Source organism: Sphingobacterium sp. UBA1897, assembly GCF_002337775.1.
GTDB classification, from domain to species: domain Bacteria; phylum Bacteroidota; class Bacteroidia; order Sphingobacteriales; family Sphingobacteriaceae; genus Sphingobacterium; species Sphingobacterium siyangense.
Map to the genome: position 1 here is coordinate 315,674 of NZ_DDGR01000018.1, position 22,285 is coordinate 337,958.

General features: G+C 39.5%; 18 protein-coding genes and 4 tRNA genes. 14 read left to right on the top strand and 8 right to left on the bottom strand.

Features of this window, described 5'->3' with window-relative positions; all coding sequences use genetic code 11:
- Positions 1 to 31: 31 nt before the first annotated feature.
- The 7 genes from B4N43_RS09610 to B4N43_RS09640 all read left to right on the top strand — a co-directional run bounded on the left by B4N43_RS09610 (position 32) and on the right by B4N43_RS09640 (position 5,130).
- Complete coding sequence (locus tag B4N43_RS09610) at positions 32 to 1,522, top strand: sodium:solute symporter (protein WP_088163214.1); 1,491 nt, start codon at positions 32 to 34, stop codon at positions 1,520 to 1,522.
- 119 nt (positions 1,523 to 1,641) lie between these two features.
- Positions 1,642 to 2,457: a purine-nucleoside phosphorylase gene (locus tag B4N43_RS09615; RefSeq protein ID WP_075994483.1), complete on the top strand. Its 816-nt coding sequence runs from the start codon at positions 1,642 to 1,644 to the stop codon at positions 2,455 to 2,457.
- 113 nt (positions 2,458 to 2,570) lie between these two features.
- Positions 2,571 to 4,640, top strand: coding sequence for a putative porin (locus tag B4N43_RS09620; protein ID WP_286734378.1), 2,070 nt, complete (start codon positions 2,571 to 2,573; stop codon positions 4,638 to 4,640).
- Positions 4,641 to 4,770: 130 nt separating this feature from the next.
- Positions 4,771 to 4,848, top strand: a tRNA-Val gene (locus B4N43_RS09625).
- A gap of 10 nt (positions 4,849 to 4,858) precedes the next feature.
- Positions 4,859 to 4,936 (top strand) — tRNA-Val (locus tag B4N43_RS09630).
- A gap of 9 nt (positions 4,937 to 4,945) precedes the next feature.
- Positions 4,946 to 5,020: transfer RNA gene (locus tag B4N43_RS09635), tRNA-Val, on the top strand.
- A 35-nt stretch (positions 5,021 to 5,055) separates the two neighbouring features.
- Positions 5,056 to 5,130, top strand: a tRNA-Val gene (locus tag B4N43_RS09640).
- Positions 5,131 to 5,249: 119 nt separating this feature from the next.
- On the opposite strand, the gene B4N43_RS09645 is transcribed toward B4N43_RS09640, so the two are convergent.
- Positions 5,250 to 6,431 carry an acyloxyacyl hydrolase gene (locus B4N43_RS09645; protein WP_286734380.1) on the bottom strand — a complete coding sequence of 394 codons (1,182 nt, stop codon included), beginning with the start codon at positions 6,429 to 6,431 and terminating at the stop codon, positions 5,250 to 5,252.
- A gap of 260 nt (positions 6,432 to 6,691) precedes the next feature.
- Between B4N43_RS09645 and B4N43_RS09650 the strand changes: the two genes are divergently transcribed.
- A complete protein-coding gene (locus B4N43_RS09650) occupies positions 6,692 to 9,637 on the top strand; it encodes a M16 family metallopeptidase (RefSeq protein WP_286734382.1) in 2,946 nt (981 codons plus the stop codon).
- A 206-nt stretch (positions 9,638 to 9,843) separates the two neighbouring features.
- Here B4N43_RS09650 and B4N43_RS09655 read toward each other — a convergent pair whose 3' ends face one another.
- The gene (locus B4N43_RS09655; protein WP_286734384.1) at positions 9,844 to 10,365 is read right to left on the bottom strand and encodes an NADPH-dependent FMN reductase; all 522 of its coding nucleotides are present in this window, start codon (positions 10,363 to 10,365) and stop codon (positions 9,844 to 9,846) included.
- A 227-nt stretch (positions 10,366 to 10,592) separates the two neighbouring features.
- Here B4N43_RS09655 and B4N43_RS09660 point away from each other — a divergent pair, with 227 nt between their 5' ends.
- The 5 genes from B4N43_RS09660 (at position 10,593) to lepB (ending at position 15,566) form a co-directional block, all read left to right on the top strand.
- Entirely contained in the window at positions 10,593 to 11,390 is a 798-nt protein-coding gene (locus B4N43_RS09660; RefSeq protein WP_070561294.1) for a ParA family protein, read from the top strand.
- Position 11,391: 1 nt separating this feature from the next.
- Positions 11,392 to 12,327 (top strand): ParB/RepB/Spo0J family partition protein, encoded by a 936-nt coding sequence (locus B4N43_RS09665; protein WP_075994480.1) that lies wholly within the window; start codon positions 11,392 to 11,394, stop codon positions 12,325 to 12,327.
- Position 12,328: 1 nt separating this feature from the next.
- Positions 12,329 to 13,051 carry a DUF5683 domain-containing protein gene (locus tag B4N43_RS09670; protein ID WP_088163206.1) on the top strand — a complete coding sequence of 241 codons (723 nt, stop codon included), beginning with the start codon at positions 12,329 to 12,331 and terminating at the stop codon, positions 13,049 to 13,051.
- 186 nt (positions 13,052 to 13,237) lie between these two features.
- Complete coding sequence (dapB, locus tag B4N43_RS09675) at positions 13,238 to 13,981, top strand: 4-hydroxy-tetrahydrodipicolinate reductase (protein ID WP_075994478.1); 744 nt, start codon at positions 13,238 to 13,240, stop codon at positions 13,979 to 13,981.
- A 16-nt stretch (positions 13,982 to 13,997) separates the two neighbouring features.
- A complete protein-coding gene (gene lepB, locus B4N43_RS09680) occupies positions 13,998 to 15,566 on the top strand; it encodes a signal peptidase I (RefSeq protein ID WP_088163205.1) in 1,569 nt (522 codons plus the stop codon).
- Between the two features lie 152 nt (positions 15,567 to 15,718).
- Here lepB and B4N43_RS09685 read toward each other — a convergent pair whose 3' ends face one another.
- Positions 15,719 to 16,435 (bottom strand): pyridoxine 5'-phosphate synthase, encoded by a 717-nt coding sequence (locus B4N43_RS09685; RefSeq protein WP_286734388.1) that lies wholly within the window; start codon positions 16,433 to 16,435, stop codon positions 15,719 to 15,721.
- Positions 16,436 to 16,495: 60 nt separating this feature from the next.
- Here B4N43_RS09685 and cdaA point away from each other — a divergent pair, with 60 nt between their 5' ends.
- A complete protein-coding gene (cdaA, locus tag B4N43_RS09690; RefSeq protein WP_046672648.1) occupies positions 16,496 to 17,290 on the top strand; it encodes a diadenylate cyclase CdaA in 795 nt (264 codons plus the stop codon).
- An 89-nt stretch (positions 17,291 to 17,379) separates the two neighbouring features.
- On the opposite strand, the gene B4N43_RS09695 is transcribed toward cdaA, so the two are convergent.
- The 5 genes from B4N43_RS09695 to B4N43_RS09715 form a co-directional block, all read right to left on the bottom strand.
- Positions 17,380 to 18,225: a DUF2911 domain-containing protein gene (locus B4N43_RS09695; RefSeq protein WP_088163797.1), complete on the bottom strand. Its 846-nt coding sequence runs from the start codon at positions 18,223 to 18,225 to the stop codon at positions 17,380 to 17,382.
- 235 nt (positions 18,226 to 18,460) lie between these two features.
- Positions 18,461 to 19,753 carry a glucose/galactose MFS transporter gene (gluP, locus tag B4N43_RS09700; RefSeq protein ID WP_286734390.1) on the bottom strand — a complete coding sequence of 431 codons (1,293 nt, stop codon included), beginning with the start codon at positions 19,751 to 19,753 and terminating at the stop codon, positions 18,461 to 18,463.
- Between the two features lie 302 nt (positions 19,754 to 20,055).
- Positions 20,056 to 20,481, bottom strand: a complete 426-nt coding sequence (locus tag B4N43_RS09705) for a hotdog fold thioesterase (RefSeq protein ID WP_046673622.1) — start codon at positions 20,479 to 20,481, stop codon at positions 20,056 to 20,058.
- Positions 20,447 to 20,995 carry a DinB family protein gene (locus tag B4N43_RS09710; RefSeq protein WP_088163202.1) on the bottom strand — a complete coding sequence of 183 codons (549 nt, stop codon included), beginning with the start codon at positions 20,993 to 20,995 and terminating at the stop codon, positions 20,447 to 20,449. The genes B4N43_RS09705 and B4N43_RS09710 overlap by 35 nt, the downstream gene beginning before the upstream one ends.
- A complete protein-coding gene (locus tag B4N43_RS09715) occupies positions 20,976 to 22,205 on the bottom strand; it encodes a sensor histidine kinase (protein ID WP_075994471.1) in 1,230 nt (409 codons plus the stop codon). Before B4N43_RS09715 ends, B4N43_RS09710 begins: the two co-directional genes overlap by 20 nt.
- Between the last annotated feature and the right edge of the window lie 80 nt (positions 22,206 to 22,285).

The following is a 22,285-nucleotide window of genomic DNA, read 5'->3' on the forward strand; positions in this document are numbered from 1 at the left end:
TACTAAAAATCACCTATTTTAAAAACAAACTATGTCACCAGTAATATTATTATCTTTTATAATAATCTATTTTGCAGTTCTGCTTGCTGTAGCTCACTTCACGTCGAAGGGGGCTTCCGATAACTCTACTTTTTTTGTCGCAAACCGGAACTCTAAATGGTATATGGTCGCCTTTGGGATGATCGGTACCGCGCTCTCCGGTGTAACTTTTATTTCGGTTCCCGGCGCAGTCGGTGCGTCTGAATTTAGCTATTTTCAATTTGTTCTCGGGAACGCCGTTGGTTTTGTCATTATTGCCTATGTATTGCTTCCGCTCTATTATAGAATGAACTTGACTTCCATCTATACCTATTTGGAAGAACGTTTCGGGCACACCACGTACAAGACCGGTGCTGCTATTTTTTTGGTTTCCCGTACGATCGGTTCGGCATTTCGTCTTTACTTGGTGGCAATCGTATTGCAGCATTTTATTTTTGATGCCTGGAATGTGCCTTTCGCAATTACGGTTGTTATATGTTTGGTGTTAATCTGGATGTATACAAATAAGGGCGGTTTAAAGACGATCATTGTAACAGATACCCTACAGACTACCTTTTTAGTGACTGCAGTAATTCTTTCCATTTATTTTATGGCAAAAGGATTAGATTTTGGTATTGTGGATACTTTCGAGGCTGTGAAAGAAAGTAGTTACTCTAAGATCTTTTTCTGGGATGATTTTGTTGGCAGTAAAGCAAATTTTTGGAAACAATTCTTGGGAGGGATTTTTGTGACCATTGCAATGACGGGGCTTGATCAGGATCTGATGCAAAAGAATTTATCGATGGGGACCATTAAAGAGGCGCAAAAGAACATGATTACGTTTACAAGTGTATTTGTGGTTATTAATATTTTCTTTTTGGCTGTCGGTGCTTTGTTGTATATCTACGCGGCCAAAAACGGAATTGATGTCACTCAACTGGCAACACGTGATTATTTATACCCAGAAATTGCATTAAACCACTTGGCTATTGTTCCTGCGATCATTTTTATGATGGGATTGACGGCGGCGACTTTTGCAACGACAGATAGTGCGCTGACTGCCCTAACGACATCTTTCTGCGTAGACTTTTTAAACTTCAATAAAAAAGAAAATCCCAATGATCCAGCGCTGATCAAACAGCGTAACTATGTGCATTTTGGTTTTTCCATTGTGATGTTGTTGGTTATTTTGGTCTTTAAGCTGATCAACGATGATTCGGTCGTCAATGCAATCTTTACTGCGGCGAGTTATACGTACGGACCTTTGTTGGGCTTATTCGTTTTTGGAATATTCACAAAATATGCCGTGCGGGATAAGGCTGTGCCCTATATCTGTGTGCTTTCGCCTACCGTATTATTTTTGCTTAAAACCTATGTTATTGAGGTGTACACACCGTATGTTATCGGATTGGATTTGATCATTATAAATGGTTTTATCACGTTTGTAATGCTTTTGATCAGTTCTCCAGGTAAAGCAAGTGAAAAAGCATTGTCCCACAATTAATGTAATTTGGTTATAAAAAGTTTCTCCATTGGTGAGAAGATGTAAATACAAGTATTGATTTTGATTTGTACGTACAGAAAAATTAAGTTAAGTTTGATATACTTAGTTTTTCTGTACGTATGTATCATAGCATAAATGAGACTACGGAATTTATCCGTAGAAAAATTGGAGATTTTGCTCCAGAATTCGGTATCATCCTAGGTACTGGTTTAGGTAAATTGGTTGATGAAATTGAAGTCGAGTATCAGCTGATGTATTCCAATATACCTAATTTCCCTATTTCAACTGTTGAATTTCATTCTGGTAAGCTTATTTTTGGAAAGTTGAGCGGACGCAATGTGGTCGCTATGCAGGGAAGGTTGCATTACTATGAAGGTTATGATATGCAGCAGATTACATTTCCGATCCGGATCATGAAGGTTTTGGGGGTGCAGAAATTGTTTGTTTCCAACGCTGCGGGATCCCTGAATCCTGATGTGAAAAAAGGTGACCTTGGAATTATTGAAGATCATATCAATTTATTGCCGGATAATCCGCTTCGTGGACAAAATTTGGCTGAGTTTGGACCACGATTTCCGGATATGAGTGAGCCTTATAACCGAAAGATGATCGAGCAGGCTCTTGAAATTGCAGCCAAACATGCTATTGCTGCGCGAAAAGTTGTTTATGTTTCTTCTGCAGGTCCAAATTTGGAGACAAAAGCTGAGTATCGCTATATGCGGCTTATTGGTGGCGATGTAGTGGGCATGAGTACCGTTCCTGAAGTTATTGTCGCTAATCATATGGCTCTTCCGGTATTTGCTATTTCTGTTGTTACGGATGAGGGCTTTCATGAACAACTTAAACCTGTGTCGTTGCAGGAAATTGTCACTGTTGCGGAGAAAGCGGAACCTAAAATGACATTAATTTTGAAAGAATTAATAGCTTTGCAATAAATTGCATCTTCATGTAACACCGGTGAGGGGGAAGGTTGTTGGATTTGTGTGGGGTGAAGTGTAATTGGTTCATTCAGGTGAATTTAGCTTTTTTGGTTTTTATATAATTTTAGATGAAGTTGATCGTACGCATACTTGCCGCATGGTGTGTTTTATTTATTTATTCCGTGGATGTCATTGCGCAGAGCAAAGAGGATTGGAGCAGTGCATTGGATTCGGCGAGAGCCAAGGAGGATGGAAAGAAGGATTCCGTTATCCTGTCTGCAAAGTATATCCGATATGCAACGTTGGATATGCTAAAAAAAGGCACTTATACACGGCAGATTGATACGTCACATCATAATTATCAATATTATAATCCGCAGAATTTACCCTGGAATCCCAGTGTGAACCTTGGAGCCTATGGGCTTGCCACACGGGATCTATTGTTCCAGCCTAAAAAGACCATTGGCTTTCAGTCTGGTTTTACAGCATTGGAACGTTATTTATTGAACCCCGATTCGGTCCAATATTTTAGGGCCCGTGCGAGGTACTCCGAATTGTCTGCGGTAGGATTCTTTTTTAATGATCAGGTTTTTAGGGCTCGGGTGGCCCAGAATATCAATTCCCAATGGAATATGAATGTCGATTTCCATTCCACCAAAACGGATGGATTTTACCTTGGACAGAATTATTCGGATTTAAAAGCTTCGGTTGCTTCTTGGTATGAATCGAAAAATAACCGGTATAATTTGTTGATCAATGCGGTATTTAATCGTTTGGATGCCATGGAGAATGGTTCTATTACGGAAGATCTTCCATTTGCGCCTGGAAATAGACAATCGCCGGACCGATTTATACCAAAATTCTATGATGCGAGTAATACAAATATACCTCGGTCTAAATGGTGGGATAATTCATTTTTCCTGAGACAGTCACTTTATTTGGGGCGATTGGATACGATCGATAAAGGCAAGCCAACGATGCAGATCCATCCGACCAATAGTATGGCGCATAATACGCGTATCCGAAGACAGACTTATAATTTTTTTAAGAATAAGGATGATGAGAATGCGGCGTTGCCATACAATAATAGGGCATTGGCGCTAAACAATGATAAGACGCTGATCACGAATGTTTCAAATGAATTTGAATATAACTTTTTTCTCAGAGGGAAGTCGGTCTTTAAGAACGAGGCAAAGTTGAATTTGGCTTTTCAGCACGACATGAACTGGGTAGAGCAGAATCAGTTGGACTCCATGCGGTATTATAACAATACTTCAGCCTATCCACAGCCACTGAAGAAACTGCCGGATAGCACGACATTTGATCGTTTTTATCAGAACGGGATCGTGAAAGGTGAATTAGGGTATAAGTTTTCAGATCGACTTGATTTTAGTTTAAAAGCGAATCAAATCGTATTTGGCCACAACTTTGGAGATTTCTTGTATGAAGCTAAAGCGGATATCTCGATGGGGGATAAAATCGGAAAGGTGACGTTGTCAGCTTATTCACAGAACAAATCCCCGGAGATGGTTTTCGAGAATTTGAATTATACCTACGGAAAATGGAATGATTTAGATCTTAAAAAGACGAAAATTCAGAATCTGGGTTTTCAATATGCCAATCCGATGCTTGGTTTCCATGGCAAGGTGGAGTATTTTCTGATGAACAATTATACCTATTTCGAAGAGTTGTCCAATCCACAGAACGATCCGAAGAAAGATAAATGGATTGTTCCTGCACAATTGGATAAAGCTAATTTGTTAAGGGTAACCGTTGGACAAAAATTTAAATTAAACCATTTTACCTTCGATAATCTTGTGGTCTATCAAAAGACAGATCAACAGAACACACTGGCTGTTCCGGAGCTGTATACCTGGCATAGTTTGTATTACAGTAACCTGTTTTATAAAGTTATTGATTATAGTATCGGTCTGGACGCAAAGTTCAATACACCCTATGCCAATCCGAATTATTCGATTGGGACAGGACAGTTTTACAATGCTTACAAACAGATTGAGTTTTCGACATATCCGATCATGGATTTATGGATTACAGCGAATATACAACGGGTAAATATGTTTTTGAGTTATAATTTTTTAAATCAGAACTTCTATCCGCATGGTTACTATACGGTCAGACGTTATCCGATGAATAGTGCTAATTTTAGGTTTGGTATTTCTTGGAAGTTCTATGATTAAAAATTATTTCGGTGTTTCTTAGCTTGTTGTGATATTAAAGGCATAAAATCTTATAAAATAATTTTGAGAATAGAATTTTTAAGCTATATTTGCACACGCAATTAGGGAACGGCGTTCTTTAAAAAAGTATGGAGGCTTAGCTCAGCTGGTTCAGAGCATCTGCCTTACAAGCAGAGGGTCACAGGTTCGAATCCTGTAGCCTCCACCATACAAAAGTCGGAGAATTAGCTCAGCTGGTTCAGAGCATCTGCCTTACAAGCAGAGGGTCACTGGTTCGAATCCAGTATTCTCCACCAATCCAAAACGGAGGCTTAGCTCAGCTGGTTCAGAGCATCTGCCTTACAAGCAGAGGGTCACAGGTTCGAATCCTGTAGCCTCCACAAAAGCATCATCAAATGGTGCTTTTTTTTCGTTAGGGGGTTTAGCTCAGCTGGTTTAGAGCACTACCTCGACAAGGTAGGGGTCACTGGTTCGAACCCAGTAATCCCCACGATAAAAAAAAGCGTTCTTCATGAACGCTTTTTTTTATGGGCTGAATGCGCTGTAAATTTGAAAGTCCCCGATCCGGTATTCAATCTGTCTCGGGAATCCCTCGCGTTTATTTTCTTACTATTTCCGTTTCTTACCTAGTTTAATTCCGTAACCTGTCGTCCATTCAATAAAATCAGCTTTACCGCCATGGGCTTTAATGGAAACACCGGCAAAGAAATCTTTGTATACTTTATAACGTACACCTGCTCTTAAATACACGGGCATGCTTTCGCCATTGAATTCGTTGCGATGAAGGTAGACTCCTACATTTCCGTTGATGTATAGACGTGAATTTAACACATGATCAATGTAGAATGCTGGGCCGTAAGAAAATAGGGCTGAGAATTTCCCGGCTTTATCGCCGGCAACCTTCTCATCGTTTCCGCTAGCTGAATAAAATGCATCGAACCCAGCGCCAAGCCGCCATTTGTAGCCGAAATGCCTGCTGTAGTATGCGCCTAATGTAGATTTAAAATATTGGCCATCGTGTTCGCGGTCAATCTGTTTGAAGCCAAAGGCATAGTTGAAATGGAGTTCCTCTGTTTTCTCCAGTTGTGGAATACTTGTTTTTCTGTAATCAAAAGGTTTGTTTGTTGGTGTATACGAAACAGATAGGCTCAAGGGGACGAGGTTTATCCCGGTGTTCGGTAATGCCAGGGCTCCATTGCTGAAGTGATGAAAGGCTGCGCCGGCCCCAACCTGGAAGTTTTTATTTAGACGGTAGTTGGCCTGAAGTCCAAGATCAATAAATACATTGTTTTTGCTGCCAATAAGTAGGTTGAAAGGATTGTCTTCTTCATTATAGGGGTTGAATCTGCCAGAGAGACCGAGTGCAATCCGATAGTTGAAATTCCACCTCGAGTTTACTTTTGGTCTAATGGGAATGGCGACAAAGCCATAGGCCGCGAAAGGTCGTCCGAGGTGTTCCTGACCAAAAGTACTACTGTAGATTCCGATGCCGTATATCGGATAGTTGTATATTTCATTGTAAATGCTCTTTAATGAGTCTTGAAACTGAGTTTGAAAACCGACTCTGAAATTTAGTCCACTATAGTATGAGTCAGCAAGGGTTTCTTTGGAGCGCTCATTGAATTTGAGTTCGCCCCCGCTTTCATGTTCAAGTTGAAATATAAGTCTCGTCTTGGCTGGGGTACGGCTTTGTAAAGTGTCTTTCGGATTCTCTATTCGGGGTGTGACCTGTGCAGTGGCACGAAAGGAGAGTAGTGCCAGGGCCACAAAAGCAAGTATTCTTGATCTCATGAAATAAAACGTTAGCGTTTTTTAAAATTTTTGCAAAAATAAGAATGATATATCATTGTAACAATAGTATTTAAACAGTAGCGAAATCTAGTTGTAAAAAATGCCATTTTTCAGCCACATCTTGTCGGTTAGTGGCTAGAGAAACTGGGCGGCTTAACCATCAGGATCTCAAATGGGTAAATAATTATTGTTTATGTCTTTAATTGTATTGCATATAAAAAGCAATTTATCTAAGTTTGAAGTGAAAAGAAAAAGGAAATATGATTAAAAACCTATTTAGAATTACTGCTGTTACGTTTGCACTAACAACAGCAGGGGGTGCTTTGTTTGCCCAAAACACCAAATTTGATTGGAAAGAAGCATCTGAGGGGGGGTACACCTACAAGTATGTAACCAACGATCCTACACATTCACGGTTTTATAAGCTAAAAAATGGCTTAACTGTGATTTTGAGTCCGACCAAAAAAGAACCACGTATTCAAACTTACATTGCAACAAAGGCGGGGAGTAAAACAGATCCGAAAGATCACACCGGTTTGGCTCATTACCTCGAGCATATGTTGTTCAAAGGAACGGATAAATTTGGCTCTAAAGACTGGGCAAAGGAGAAACCTTTGTTAGATCAGATTGATGCGCTCTATGAGAAATACAATGGTACAACAGACGAAACCGAACGGAAAGCAATCTATAAGGAAATCGATAAAGTATCTGGAGAAGCTGCGAAATATGCTATTGCGAATGAGTATGATAAATTGATGGCATCAATGGGAGCGGAAGGTACCAATGCTTTCACTTCATTTGAGCAGACTGTTTATCAGGAGCAAATTCCTAGTAATGTAATGGATAAGTATCTTGCTGTACAGGCAGAACGGTTTAGATATCCGGTATTGCGTCTGTTCCATACTGAGCTGGAAGCTGTGTATGAAGAGAAAAATATCAGCTTGGATAAAGATAATCGTAAGGCTGTGGAGTCGATGTTTTCAGCAGCGTTTCCCAATAATAATTACGGAAAGCAGACGACAATTGGTACGGTAGAGCACCTTAAAAATCCGTCTTTGAAAGCGATTCGTGAATATTTTCATACCTATTATGTCCCTAATAATATGGGGGTTATTATGTCGGGGGATTTTGACCCTACCGAGGTGGTGAAAAAGGTGGATAAGACTTTTGCTTTTATGCAGGCGAAAGAAGTTCCGGCCTATACTTTTGATGCGGAGAAACCAATTTTAACTCCTGTTGTCCGCGAGGTTAAAGGTCCGGATGCTGAATTTATGTTAATGGGATTCCGTTTTCCTGGGGCTGCGACAAAGGATGCCCGTATGCTTAATCTGATGAGTCAGATCTTGACAAATGGTTCTGCTGGTTTGATTGATCTGGATTTGGTGAAGAATCAAAAATTATTAGGTGCAGGTGCTTTTCCTTATGTGTTAAAAGACTACTCTTTGCTGCTGTTGCAGGGTAATCCTGGTCAGGGACAGAGCTTGGAAGAGGTGCAACAGCTGTTGTTGCAAGAATTGGCGAAATTGAGAAAAGGTGAATTCTCGGATGATTTGATTACAGCCATTGTCAACAACGCGAAGAAAGATGAAATCAAACAGAATGAAAGTTATGGTGACCGGGCTGAATCATTGATGGATGCCTTTACTTCGGGTCAGGATTGGGCGTCTGTTGTGGGCTATTCGGATGAATTAAATAAAATCACCAAGCAAGATGTAGTGGATTTTGCTAACAAATACTTGAATGACAATAATTATGTAGTTGTTTATAAGCGTAAGGGCGTTGATAATAATGTTGTTAAAGTTGTTAAACCTGAGATTACTCCTGTAACGGTGAATCGTGATGACCAGTCTGAGTTCTTGAAGCGGGTTGAAGCAATGCCAGAGGATAAAATCCAACCGGTATGGGTCGATTATAATAAAGATATTCAGAAAGCTACAGCGAACGGTTTACCAGTACTTGCTGTAAAGAACTCAGATAATGAGCTGTTTTCGCTGTCTTATCGTTTTGATGGTGGAAAATGGAGCAATAAGTTACTTTCATTGGCTGCGGGCTATCTTGAGTTTTTGGGTACAAAAGACAAATCCAGTGAGCAATTCAGCAAGGATTTCTATCAATTGGCTTCTGATTTTTCGGTGTCTGCAGGAAATGAGGAAACCATGGTGTCGATTTCAGGTTTGAATTCCAACTTTACGGCTACATTGAACTTGATTCAGGATTTGTTGCGTAATTGTGTTGCTGATCAGGAGGCTTTCAAAATGTATATTGCCCGTCTCAAAAAAGCGAGAGCAAATGCGAAAGAAAACAAGGGCGCGATCATGGAAGGCCTAAAATCTTATGCTAAATATGGCGCTAAAAATCCGTTTAATAATGTGTTTACAGATGCGGAATTGGATGCTTTAAAAGCGGAGGATTTGGTGAAGGCATTGCACGATTTGGCTAATATGAAACATACGATGCTTTATTTTGGCCCGTTAACTGCCTCGGAATTTGTAGCGAAAGCGAAACCTTTGAAACAAGGTGCTGGAGAGTATGTTCAGGCGAAAAAGGCGGTCGTGTTTGCAGAATTGCCAACAAACAAGAACCAGGTCCTTTTTGCTAATTTCGATATGAAGCAGGCTGAAGTGTTTTGGTATAGAAGTTCAGGAGTATACAACAGTGCCTTAACACCGACTGTTTCATTGTTTAATAATTACTTTGGTGGCGGAATGGGAAGTATTGTCTTCCAGACTATCCGTGAATCAAAAGCATTGGCTTATTCAACTTATGCTTATTACGGACAGCCTTATAAAAAGGAAAATCACTATACTGTTGGAGCCTATGTTGGGACGCAGGCCGATAAATTTAACGATGCGATTAAAGGCATGAATGAGTTGCTGGATGTGTTGCCAGAAAGTGCTAAGGGTCTGGATATTGCTAAAGTAAGTCTGGAAAAATCAATTGCCAGTGAACGTGTATTGAATGCTTCTATCTTAGGTAGTTATCTGGCTGCACAACGTTTGGGAAATGCAACTGATATTCGTAAAGTTGTCTATGAGCAAGCGCCAAAATTAACTTATGGCGATCTAAATACTTTCCACAAGAAAGAAATGAGTCAAAAGCCGTACGTTTACTGTATTGTAGCGAAGGAAGAAAGTCTTAAGCCAGAAGATCTTGCGAAACTGGGCGAGGTTAAAAAGCTGGATCTTAAAGAGATCTTCGGCTATTAGATCCCGGATTGCTTGTCTTCAGAATTAGATTAGCGTATGAAATTAAAGAAGCCTCCGGTGTTTGCCGGAGGCTTTTTTTGTATCAGGTTTTGTGATGCCCTTTGTTTTTTTATGCTTGTTTCACGCTACAGAATCCTTGTTTCACTGTTCGTGAGTAGGATTAGTTTTAGGGTGAATTCGCTATCGTGGCTACTAAAACTAGCGTATTAAAACCGGATAATCTCCTCAATCTGTTCGTTGATAAATTGCAGCGTATCTTCTTTGAATAACTGCTCTTCATCATTCAGTTCGTTCTGAACATTGGGTAGAAAGATCTTGAGGGGAAGCACGTGCATTCTTAAGTAGTGGCATATGCCGGTCAGATGATCGATGCCGCGGAGGTTGCCATAGCGTCCCGAAGATAGTCCGACCAATGCAACTTTCTTGTGATAAAAGCTGATCGGAAAAGTGCAGCAATCGATAAAAAGCTTGAGCGCTCCTGGTATACTTCCGTTGTATTCTGGTGCGATAAAAATAAACAGATCCGCTTTACTGATCTTTTCTTGGATAGGTTCAAATGCTGTACTTCTTTTGCCATAAAGATCTGTTTCTAAAATGTTTGCTGGTAGATCTTCCAACGAAAAGATGTCACTTTCAATTGACTTACGGTCAAGTAATTGCTGGTAGCACTTTGCTATTTTTAACGTCTTACTATTGGGACGGTTTGTTCCGGATATTATTAAAATCATTGTGTTGTTGATACTTATAAAAAGCGCAGTTTCAAAGTGGATACATATCTTGATTTTTTGTATCTTAGCATCCTGAGGATATGTGCTTTCGATCAATCAAAAGTACGAAATATGCTGAATTTGTTTTGTTAATTTGAATTACGGATAAAAAATTTGGCAAATTGATCTTCAAAAAAGTGAAATGTAGTATAAAAAGACATTTTAATTAAGAAAGGTTTTCATTCAAGATGGGAAAAGTAATTGCAATCGCAAATCAAAAGGGTGGGGTCGGAAAAACCACAACGTCAATTAATTTGGCGGCTAGTTTGGCGGTTTTAGAATATAAAACATTGTTGGTCGATGCAGATCCCCAAGCAAACTCTACTTCTGGGATTGGCTTTGACCCTCGTACAATCAGCGCAAGTGTATACGAATGTTTGGTAAATGATTTGGATCCTCGTGAGGCGATTCAATCAACAGAAACACCAAATTTGGATCTTTTACCCGCTCATATTGATTTGGTTGGGGCAGAAATTGAGATGATCAATATGCACGAAAGGGAGTACAAGATGAAAAAGATCTTGGATCAGGTGAAACAGGATTATGATTTTATTATCATCGATTGTTCGCCTTCCTTAGGCTTAATTACAATCAATGCACTATCTGCTTCAGACTCAGTCATCATTCCGGTACAGTGCGAATACTTTGCCCTAGAAGGACTTGGTAAGTTGTTGAACACAATTAAAATCGTTCAAAACCGTTTAAATACAAGTTTGGAGATCGAAGGAATTTTGTTGACCATGTATGATGTTCGTTTAAGATTGTCAAATCAGGTGGTCGAGGAAGTAAAAACACATTTCACTGATTTAGTTTTTGATACGATTATTCAGCGAAATACCCGTTTGAGCGAAGCTCCAAGCTTTGGAATTTCTGTTATCATGCATGATGCTTCCTGCAAAGGGGCAATTAATTATTTGAATTTGGCACGCGAGATTTTACAGAAAAACGGGCATCTTAATGAAATGAATAAAACAGTAACCGCATAATATGGCAGCACATCAGCGTAAAACAGGACTGGGAAGAGGTTTAGGTGCGCTATTAAACGATAGTGTAGAAGTTCCTGCTAAAAGTAATCAGCAAGTGGAAGAGGCTCCTCTAGTTACATCAACTGCTGTAAAAACAACAAAAGAGAATGGCAGTATCAGCCATGTTCGTGTAGAAGAAATATCTGTCAACCCTTTTCAGCCGCGTACGGAATTTGATCCGGTTGCCTTACAGGAGTTATCGGAATCAATTATTTTACAAGGATTAATTCAGCCGATTACCGTACGTAAAATTTCGGACGGTAATTATCAGTTGATCTCCGGGGAGCGACGTCTCCGCGCTTCTCGCTTGGCCGGTATTACCGAAATCCCAGCGTATATCCGTACCGCCAACGACCAGCAGATGCTGGAAATGGCCCTGATTGAGAATATTCAGCGGGAGAACCTAAATGCGATTGAAGTAGCCTTGAGCTTTCAGCGCATGATTGAGGAATGTAATCTAAAACAGGAAGAATTGGGGGAGCGAGTCAGTAAAAACCGTTCTACTGTTACAAATTATCTCCGTTTATTAAAACTCCCACCTGTCATTCAAGCGGCAATACGTGATGGAGCATTGACCATGGGACATGCTCGTGCCTTGATTAATATTCCTGAGGTTGATAAACAGCTTTATATCTTTAAGTTGATTATTGATCAAGGTTTATCCGTTCGTAAGGCGGAGGAGTTGGTTCGTGAGTTACAAAAAGGCGGTAAGAAAAAAGCCGGGAAAGATAAAGCTCCGATGTCTTTTCAATTGCAGAAGATTGAAGATGATCTGGCTTCGAAATTTTCTTCTCGCGTCAAATTGAATCTGAAGAGTACAAAAGGAAAAGGAGCAATTGAGATTCCTTTTGAATCGGAAGATGATTTAAGTCGCATTCTTGAATTGTTAGATTGGTAATATGGCCAAGTTAATAAGCTTGATATTTGCGGTGTTTGCACTGTCGGTGGTACATGGACAGACTGTGGATACAATTCCTAAGAAACAAATAACACCCGTCAAAATAGATAGCATAAAGCAAAAATCGGTACAGGATACCGTAAAGAAGGAATCTCGGAAGGAACGTAAAAAACGGGAGAAGGAGGAGGCTAAGGCGAAAGAGAAGGTTGTATTCAAGGATTCGACACGCTTGGCTATTGAAGCAAAAAATAAACAGGCTTGGAAACGTTCTTTGGTCCTTCCAGGCTGGGGACAATATACCAACGGTGGCGTTTGGTGGATAAAAGTGCCTGCAATCTATGGTGGCTTAATAACAACCGTACTTGTTTTTGATTTTAATAACCGTTATTATAAGGAATTACTGGGGGTGTTACAGGACAAAGCTCTTGGTAAGCCTATTGATCCTTATTACATCGGAATCTCAGACCAATCTATCATCCGAGCAAAAGATAATGCGCGGCGAAATCGAGACCTCATGGTGCTGCTTACGTTAGGTGTTTATGGCCTGAATGTCGCAGAGGCTTATATTGACTCGATGCTTAAATATCGCTGGAGCATTGGCGACGATAAACCCAAAAAGACTGCTTTCTTAATTGGACCTACTTTAATGGATGCGAGTCTTGCGTCGGGAACTTATTCATTTAAACCTACTGTAGGACTTAAATTGACCATGAAATTCAATTAATTTCCGTATTCCTAAGGTGGATATTTCGATTGGAAATGATTGTTGATCAGGGTTTATCTAATTTGTCTTTTAGTGAATATTGCATATACACTGCTCGTTCAGATTGATGTTTGTGGTTTTTAAACATGGGTATTTCATTGGAATTTTTTAATTTTAAAAATAAACTATACTTTTTTTTCTAAATATATGAACATCATTCTCTTGGGATATGGCAAAATGGGGCAGATTATCGAAAGATACGCGCTGAAAAGAGGCCATCAAATTTTTTTAGTTGTCGATGAACATAATCGTCCTAACCTGACTGCTGATGATATCAAAGGGGCTGATGTCGCAATAGACTTTAGTGTACCTTTCGCGGCACTGGATAATATGAATCTTTGCCTTGAGGCAGGTGTACCTATTGTCGTCGGAACAACCGGTTGGTATGATCAACTGGAGGAAGTTAAGGCGAAGTGTTTGGAGGCTGATGGTTCCATTTTGTATGGATCTAACTTTTCCATCGGAGTGAATGTATTCTTCCATATCAATAGAATGTTGGCGAAGGCCTTACAGCCGTACAAACAATATGATGTCCAGGTAGAGGAGATACATCACATTCACAAACTGGATGCACCTAGTGGTACAGCAATTACGATTGCTGAGGGGATATTGGATAATAGCGATGTGAAAACTAACTGGGTGAATACGGTTATTGGTGATCAGGATGAAATTATTCCAAAACCACAGGAGCTTTTAATTGAAAGTCATCGTATCGAAGAGGTTCCGGGAACACATACGGTACTTTATAGTTCTGAGGTTGACCAAATTGAGTTTAAGCATACCGCACATAGCCGCGATGGATTTGCCTTAGGAGCTGTAGTTGCTGCTGAATGGTTGAATGGCAAAAAAGGTTTCTATCAGGTTACTGAAATTTTTGATTTTAATAAATAGTATTAATAAGTAGATTATGGGCTTAATTATATTTGCGGTTTTAACAGCAATATCGGGATATGGACTGTGGCAATTGTTTGTTAAAGCTGGCAGAAATGGCTGGGAAGCAATCGTACCTTTTTATAGCCAGTATATTCAGGCGAAATTGACAGGAAGACCTACATGGTGGGTAGTTTTATTGCTCGTACCGATCGTCAATGTCTTTGTTTTCTATAATCTTTACCTTGACTTTATCCATTGTTTTGGAAAACGCCGTTTTTGGGAGAATGCTGCTGCAGTTTTAGTACCTTTTATTGTTCTGCCAATGTGGGCAAAGGACAATAACGTACGTTTTTTGAATGGCTTATATGCTAAGAATTTAAAGGCTGCAAGCCAAGAAGGTCTTGAATTGACTGAAGAGAAGCGTGCCGAAATTGCACTTGAATCTTATAAAGAATATAAAATTAAATATCCGTACAAGAAATCGATGGTACGCGAATGGGCAGATGCCATTGTATTTGCAACCGTAGCGGCATCGCTTATTCGTGGCTTCCTGATTGAAGCTTATATGATTCCAACAGGATCTATGGAGCGTACCTTGTTGATCGGGGATTTCTTATTTGTAAGCAAGTTAAATTATGGCCCCCGTGTTCCCAACACGCCGATTGCCTTCCCTTTTGCGCATCATACGATGCCCATCACTGGCGGGAAAGCGTATTCTGAATTGATTGAGCTTCCTTATAAACGTTTGCCAGGATTTCAAAAAATTGAACGTAATGATGTCGTTGTTTTCAATTTTCCTGCGGGTGACACTGTCGCGCTTGAAAACCAAAATTCAAGTTATTATGATCTTGTTCGAGTTTATGGTTGGCAGACTATCAATTCTCAGTTTACAATTCAGGCAAGACCTATCGATAAGAGGGAGAACTATATTAAACGCTGTGTTGGATTGCCTGGCGATAAGATTTTCATGAAAGATGCTAAACTCTTTGTGAACGATCAACCAGGATTTGATCCTCCAGAAAGCCAATTGGACTATCTTGTATTAACGGATGGTACCCCATTAAATATGGATAGATTACGGGAGTTGAGAATAGAAGCGGTCGGTGGCGATCAGCAGCCTGGCGTTTATCAGTTGTTCATGACAAAAGATGAACTAGCCATTGTAAAATCTTGGTCGAATGTCAAAGAAATCAGAAGGAATCCTGTTGGAGAAGGAGCTTATCCGTATGATCCACAATACAAATGGAATTTTGACAATTTTGGACCGATTTTAATCCCGAAGAAAGGATGGACAGTGGCATTAAATGCACAGACTCTGCCCATTTATGAAAGAGCTATCCGTGTTTACGAGAATAACAAGTTAGAAAAACGTTCGGATGGGATCTATATCAATGATGTGAAAGCAGACCATTATACGTTTAAAATGGATTACTTTTGGATGATGGGTGATAATCGCCATAATTCCCTGGATTCAAGGGGCTGGGGATTTGTTCCCGAAGATCATGTTGTCGGAAAGGCTTTATTTACTTGGATGAGCTGGGATGACATTGGTACAGGACTTTCGAAAATTCGCTGGAACCGTATCTTTAAAGGAATTCATTAATAATTGCAAGTTCAGCAATAGTACCGCTATTTTTGGGGTAATAAAAAGGGCTTTCGTTTAAGAAAGCCCTTTTCTATTGATGCATTTTTGTGCAATTCGGTAGATCACAAGAAGCTCATTTATAAAGTTAGCGCTCTTCGCCGAACATGCTATTACTTCAAACAAGCCAGATAACGTTTGATTGTTTCTTCTAATCCTAGGTATAGTGCATCAGAGATGAGGGCATGGCCAATACTTACTTCCAGGAGTTCAGGGATATGTTGGTTGAAATATTGCAAATTGTTGAGATCTAAGTCATGGCCCGCATTTAGACCTAAACCGACTTCACGTGCTTTTAATGCAGCTTTGAAATACGGTTTTATAGCGAGTTCCCTGTCAAAGCCATATTCCGTGGCAAAACCTTCTGTGTAAAGTTCAATGCGATCTGTTCCTGTTTCTGCCGCAGCCTCTACCATTTCTTCAACCGGATCAACAAAAATAGAAACACGTATACCTGCATCTTTGAACAATTTGCACATATCTTGTAGGTAGGCTTTGTTCTTAATGGTATCCCAGCCATGATTCGAGGTCAATTGTCCCTCGGTATCTGGCACTAAGGTTACTTGTGCTGGTTTATTGGCCAATACAAGGTCAATAAATTTCTGTTCCTGGCAATTTCCTTCAATATTGAGTTCGGTCTGGATTGCTGCTTTTAAGTCAAAAACATCCTGATAGCGAATATGTCTTTCATCAGGTCTCGGGTGGACAGTGATGCCCTGTGCTCCAAAACGTTCACAGGCTAATGCCGCAGATACTAGATTAGGGTTATTGCCGCCTCTGGAATTTCTGAGCGTTGCGATTTTATTGATATTTACTGAAAGTCTAGTCATTTTCCTGTATGTTATGTTGTAAAAATACAAATAATATCTATTTTTTTTTAACTTGCATATATGGATGGAATCGACTATAGCCTGTTTAGCGGCTTTCGCCTATTGGACGTTATTGATATCATATTGGTAGCGATTATTATCTACTATATCTATAGTTTGATTAGAGGGACCATTGCTGTTAATATCCTGATTGGTGTAGCACTGTTTTATGGTGTTTATATAGTCGTTAAGCAGATGCATATGCGCTTGCTGACCGAGATATTCGGCGGTTTTATATCTGTAGGGTCCATCGCATTGATTGTCGTGTTCCAACAGGAAATCAGGCGATTCTTACTGCACGTTGGGAAGAACATATCCATGAAACGGAAAAAAGTTTTTTGGTCATTTATCGGGAATAAGAAAGCTATACAAAAGGATTTGACGGAAGACTTAAAACCGGTTATTGAAGCCTGTAGAAGCATGTCGCGTACACGGACAGGTGCTTTATTGGTTTTTTCAAAATATTTTGATGAGGAGTATTATCAGAGTAGTGGTGAGTATATCGATGCCCATATTTCGAAGCGCCTGATTGAAAGTATCTTTCATAAAAATAGTCCTTTGCATGATGGAGCAGTCGTTATTGTTGATTTTAAGATTATGACAGCATCTTGTGTGCTACCATTGTCGGATAGTGAGGATTTGCCGCTGCAATTCGGACTACGCCATCGCGCTGCTATTGGGGTGACGGAAATCTCGGATGCGATTGCTGTTATTGTCTCTGAAGAGACCGGTGAGATCTCTTTTGCGAAAGACGGAAATGTCAATATGAACGTTTCACCAGAAGAACTTGAGCAATTGCTAAAAGACGAGCTATAAAACTAAAAGCCGATTTATAAAAAAGGCTTTAAATGCAATGCCCCCAAAAAGTGAGATACTTTCTGGGGGCATTTTTTAGCTATAAATACCTATTTCTTTGCAGCGTTGATAACTTGTGTGTTCAATTTGATGTATTCACTATTTTTATCTGCTGTGGCAACTTCAAGACCTTTCGTTGCAGTTTCTATTGCACCTTTTTTATCTCCAGCTTTTAATTGAGCTTTTGCTTTCCAATAAAGGACGTGGGCAGCTTTAGGTTGAGCTTTGGCGGCTTCGTCATACCAGTTTAGCGCTTTATTTAGATCTAAGTTATTACTGAAGTAATATTGGGCTGCGGCAAAATAAGGTTTTTTCTCGCCCTTCATAGCTTCGTCGATGGAAGCTAATATTTTAGCCTGTTGATTGACTTTGAGATCAACCTTTACTGACGTTTTTTCCCAAGCCAAACTCAATACAGCACCTGTAGGCGTAACATTGTCGAAAGAAATGCTGAAAGTTTCTACTGGATTTGCCAGCGTATGAGGTTTCACATTGAAGCGCAAAGCATCTTCACTTTGTTTATAGGTATAGGCGCCCCATTGTTTTGTGTTTTTACTGATAATGATCGTCCATTCCGATTTGTTGGGGATCGTGAAAAGAGCATAGGTTCCGGCGGAAAGCTTGTGTCCATTCAGCTCAACATCCCCTTCAAAAGTTAATGTGGTATTTGTATTTGCACCTGTGCGCCATACTTCGTTGTAAGGAACAAGATCACCAAAAATCTTACGACCGTTCACGCTAGGTCTGCTGTAATTAAGGGTTACGTTTTCAATACCTAAACCTTGTGTAACTGTCTGTGAGCTACTTGCTGCAGGTAGCTTTAGCTGAGCAAAAGATTCGTTGACCGTAAACATCATTGTTGCGGCAATGGCAATTGCAAAAAGATTCTTTTTCATCTGTATCATTGTTTGTTTGTTGTATGCTTAATCCTGTGGTTCAATATGCGCTTGATATGCATTTGATCATAACTTCTATTTCTCCTGTTGAAAAACAGAAAATCTGATTATAGCATGGCTGTAATATTTAATGGCTCTTACAGCATCTATCTCCTAAAAATAGGAAGAATTTTAAGAAAAAAGGGCATCTATTTTTTAGATGCCCTTTTTTCCTAAAATATAAGATGGATTTACATTAATTCGTTTTGCCAACTTTATGGCCTACTATAGAGAAAAACATAATGTATAGATAGCCCGGAATCATTGCATATAGGAATGCATGTTGAAAATCAATATGTAAATGATCTTTTAACAGCCCGTAGATCAAAGGCCATATAGCACCACCTGCAATACCCATAATCATGATGGCTGACCCTGTTTTCGTGAACTTTCCGAGGCCTTTAATTCCTAGCGGGAAGATCGCTGGCCACATGAGGGAGTTAGCGATTCCTAACAAGGCAACGAATATAAATGAAGTTGTACCAGTCGTAAAAACAGAAATAATGGTGAATGTGATGCCAATGATTGTGCAAATGCGTAAGGCCATTTGTTGTGATACAAATCTTGGAATAGAAATAATACCAATAATATAACCGATCAACATACAAGCGAGTGTAAATGCTGTTGCATAGGTTGTAAAGAAAGGATCAACTTTCAGTTCGCGTGCATAGACGCCAATGATATCTCCCGCCATAACTTCGACGGCCACACAGAAGAAGATTGCCAAAGCTCCCAAGAACAAATGTGGATATTGAAATATCGATGTTTTCTTTGCTGTCACAGTTCCGCTTTCTGCGCTGGTTTCTTCTTCTGCATCCACATCGACCTCAGGCAGGTGTGTGAACTTTAAGAATATTGCGAAGGCAACGAATATAATTGCTAGCGAGATGTATGGAGTATGTACGCGTTGAAGAAGATCATCTAAGATCGCATTCTTTTGGACAAGATCCGTTGTTGCTTCCAATTTTGCTGTTACCTTTTGAGCGTCTTTTAAAAAGAGTGTTCCGAAAAGGATAGGTACAATGATACCAGCCGATTTATTGAAAAATCCAGCTATTGAAATACGTTGTGCAGCGCTATCAATGGGACCAATAATACTTAAGTAAGGGTTAACGGCTGTTTGTAATAATGCCATTCCTGAACCTTGGATGAAAATTCCTGTTAAAAATAGGCCGTAGCTTCTATTATCTGCCGCAGGAATAAAGATCAAAGATCCTAAACCTAATATAATAAGACTGACAACTAAACCATTTTGGAAACCAATTTTTTTAATGATGACTGAGCTTGGAAGTGCTAGGAAAAAATAAGCAATATAGGAAGCAAAGGTTACGAAGAAAGCTTGCAAATCTGTTTCGAGGTTACAAGCAATTTTTAAGAATGGAATTAAGGTTCCGTTTGCCCAGGTAATAAAACCGAGGATAAAAAATAAACCACAGCAGATGGCCATAGGGCGAAAAGCTGTTTTACCAACGTTAGGATTAGTGGTCATGTTTTGTTTTATTATATTTAGTTAAGTTATCGTTCGAGGATTGGTAAATCAGTAGGAATAAGGAATGAACAAACGATTGCGCTTCATAATTACTGATTTTTAAAGTATCCATCCTACAAGACTACTTAAATTTCTTGAATATTGGAAATAAATAAAGGCATATTTTTGGGGGATTTTGATAATTAATTGACAAAAAAAAGAAGGATAAATTGTGAAATTTATCCTTCTTTGCGTATAAATATTGTCGAATTGTAATTGGAACGTGGTGATAAATCGAGTTAGCAAGAGTCGTATAGTTATCGTTATTTTGGAACGATAGCTACTGTAAGTCTTGAGATACAATTTAATTTGTTGAAGCGATCGTACATTTTTATTTCCCAAATATGTGTGGATCGACCAATGTGTATTGGGCTACATTTTGCTGTTATTACGCCGCTACTTACCGGGCGTATATGATTGGCATTTACTTCAAGTCCAACTCCGCGGTATTTTTCTGGATCAACCACGAGGTTAGATGCGATACTTCCCAAAGACTCCGCCAGAACGACAGAAGCGCCGCCATGTAAAATACCATGTGGTTGCTTGACTTTATCTGTTACCGGCATGGTCGCCGTGATGGAGTTGTCATCAATTTCTGTCGCTTGAATCTCGAGCAGACCCGATAGGTATTTGTTGAAAAATACGTTTATTTCCTCAATGCTGTAATGCTGAAACCAAATTTTTGACATCGTCTGAGTTTAAATAACGTTCTTGAATAATGATGCGATGATGATTGAGGTGACCAGCAATGACATACAAGAGTGCTTTTACACTTGTTAGCCGTTCAGATGCCATCCCTTTACGTTCCAATTCAACCTCATTAAAACTGTTGAAAAGCATCATGTTCGCTTTGCGAAGAAAAGTAAATTCTTTACTCAGACTTTCTAAAGTGCGATCGTTGTAACGGGAATACTGAATGAAGTAGTCTTGGTCGTATCCAGCGAGCTCTTTAAGGTCATTACGTGAAAAACGCAATGCCCGATAAGCCATGATACGCTCATTATCGATGACGTGGCCAACAACTTCTTTGATTGTCCACTTATCTTCGGCGTATTTAAAATTACCTCTTTCCTCTGGTATCGTGTCCAGAAATGCTGGAAAGGAGAGCGTTTGTTCTTCTAGTGCATCGAACACATTATCGACGACAGTCTCAATATAAGGCGCGTAGACCGCTGGATATTCGTCAGATTTGAGTGGCTTCATATTTTAAGTTGCTTTTTAAGATTATTCGAAATGTTGTTCCTTTACCTACTTCAGATTCTTTTACAAAAATTTGCCCCTGGTGGTACCGCACCATTCTTTTTGTCAGACTAAGGCCAAGCCCCCAACCTCTTTTCCGTGTTGTGAACCCCGGCTGGAAAACAGATTCAAAATTAGATCTCGGAATTCCTTTGCCCGTATCACTAATGTCTATAAAAATTTCTTCTTTCGCAATATTTTCTGAAATATTAACAGTTATCTTTCCTTCTGTGCCAATGGCATTTACTCCGTTTTTCAATAAATTTTCGATAATCCAATCAAAGAGTGGAATATTAAGCTGTGCTTCAAGATGTGTGTCTCCTTTTAATTCGAAAGCAATTTTATTACTGGTTCGTATGCGAAAATAATCCATGTAATTTTTGATGACATCATACAGGTTATGGTTAGTCAGCACGGGAGTAGATCCTATTTTTGAAAAGCGGTCGGCGACGATTTCAAGTCGCTTAATGTCATTTTCCATTTCATTTAGGGTGTCATCTTCTTCGGCATCAAATTTTATGCGAATCAATTCTAACCAACCCATCAACGATGAAATAGGGGTACCCAATTGATGTGCGGCTTCTTTTGTTAGCCCTACCCAAACGAGATTTTGTTCAGATTTCCGGATAGAATTGAAAACGGTATAAGCAATAATGAGAAAGAGGGCAATCAGCGATAGTTGTACATAAGGAAACACCCTTAACTGTTGCAAAAACCATGAATCTTTATAATACACATGCCATTTTTGTCCATTTTCCAATTCCAACGTAATAGGCGGATGGCTTTTCTTCATAAACGCAAGCTGTTTTTGAAAATAAACGGGATCATAATCGAGATGTTTTGTAACACTGTCGTTGTGTCCGGGTTTAATATTTGTCTTTGTGGAATCGAGGTTACGCCAGAAAATGATGTCTTCCTTGTCGTCAGTAATAATTGCGGGTAAATTTAGACTGTCTCTTACGGCGTAAATAAATGTAATGAATTCATCATCAACGTCGGGCATGGTCATTATATTTTTGGTACTCATAGCCCATACCTCAGCCTTCGAACGTTCGGCATGTGCAAGATTTCGAACGAGGTAATTGGTATAAACCAGGGAGGCGACAGCAATGACTGCTGCAAAGATAAGCAAGATAAATTTCCAGCGTTGCTGGCTAATCTGATAGGGTTTCATGATTCCGTATTCGTGTCCTTCATTTGCAAATTACTGAATAAATGTCTGTTTTCTGCACTTTTATTTCATTGATGAGGTTA

What these genes read in the sequence shown, in the direction of transcription:
- B4N43_RS09685 (WP_286734388.1), bottom strand. Translation starts at nt 16,435, where the DNA reads ATGACTAGACTTTCAGTAAATATCAATAAAATCGCAACGCTCAGAAAT.
- B4N43_RS09715 (WP_075994471.1), bottom strand. Translation starts at nt 22,205, where the DNA reads ATGAAACCCTATCAGATTAGCCAGCAACGCTGGAAATTTATCTTGCTT.
- B4N43_RS09660 (WP_070561294.1), top strand. Translation starts at nt 10,593, where the DNA reads ATGGGAAAAGTAATTGCAATCGCAAATCAAAAGGGTGGGGTCGGAAAA.
- cdaA (WP_046672648.1), top strand. Translation starts at nt 16,496, where the DNA reads ATGGATGGAATCGACTATAGCCTGTTTAGCGGCTTTCGCCTATTGGAC.
- B4N43_RS09670 (WP_088163206.1), top strand. Translation starts at nt 12,329, where the DNA reads ATGGCCAAGTTAATAAGCTTGATATTTGCGGTGTTTGCACTGTCGGTG.
- B4N43_RS09655 (WP_286734384.1), bottom strand. Translation starts at nt 10,365, where the DNA reads ATGATTTTAATAATATCCGGAACAAACCGTCCCAATAGTAAGACGTTA.
- B4N43_RS09615 (WP_075994483.1), top strand. Translation starts at nt 1,642, where the DNA reads ATGTATCATAGCATAAATGAGACTACGGAATTTATCCGTAGAAAAATT.
- B4N43_RS09695 (WP_088163797.1), bottom strand. Translation starts at nt 18,225, where the DNA reads ATGAAAAAGAATCTTTTTGCAATTGCCATTGCCGCAACAATGATGTTT.
- B4N43_RS09610 (WP_088163214.1), top strand. Translation starts at nt 32, where the DNA reads ATGTCACCAGTAATATTATTATCTTTTATAATAATCTATTTTGCAGTT.
- B4N43_RS09645 (WP_286734380.1), bottom strand. Translation starts at nt 6,431, where the DNA reads ATGAGATCAAGAATACTTGCTTTTGTGGCCCTGGCACTACTCTCCTTT.
- B4N43_RS09705 (WP_046673622.1), bottom strand. Translation starts at nt 20,481, where the DNA reads ATGTCAAAAATTTGGTTTCAGCATTACAGCATTGAGGAAATAAACGTA.
- B4N43_RS09650 (WP_286734382.1), top strand. Translation starts at nt 6,692, where the DNA reads ATGATTAAAAACCTATTTAGAATTACTGCTGTTACGTTTGCACTAACA.
- gluP (WP_286734390.1), bottom strand. Translation starts at nt 19,753, where the DNA reads ATGACCACTAATCCTAACGTTGGTAAAACAGCTTTTCGCCCTATGGCC.
- lepB (WP_088163205.1), top strand. Translation starts at nt 13,998, where the DNA reads ATGGGCTTAATTATATTTGCGGTTTTAACAGCAATATCGGGATATGGA.
- dapB (WP_075994478.1), top strand. Translation starts at nt 13,238, where the DNA reads ATGAACATCATTCTCTTGGGATATGGCAAAATGGGGCAGATTATCGAA.
- B4N43_RS09710 (WP_088163202.1), bottom strand. Translation starts at nt 20,995, where the DNA reads ATGAAGCCACTCAAATCTGACGAATATCCAGCGGTCTACGCGCCTTAT.
- B4N43_RS09665 (WP_075994480.1), top strand. Translation starts at nt 11,392, where the DNA reads ATGGCAGCACATCAGCGTAAAACAGGACTGGGAAGAGGTTTAGGTGCG.
- B4N43_RS09620 (WP_286734378.1), top strand. Translation starts at nt 2,571, where the DNA reads ATGAAGTTGATCGTACGCATACTTGCCGCATGGTGTGTTTTATTTATT.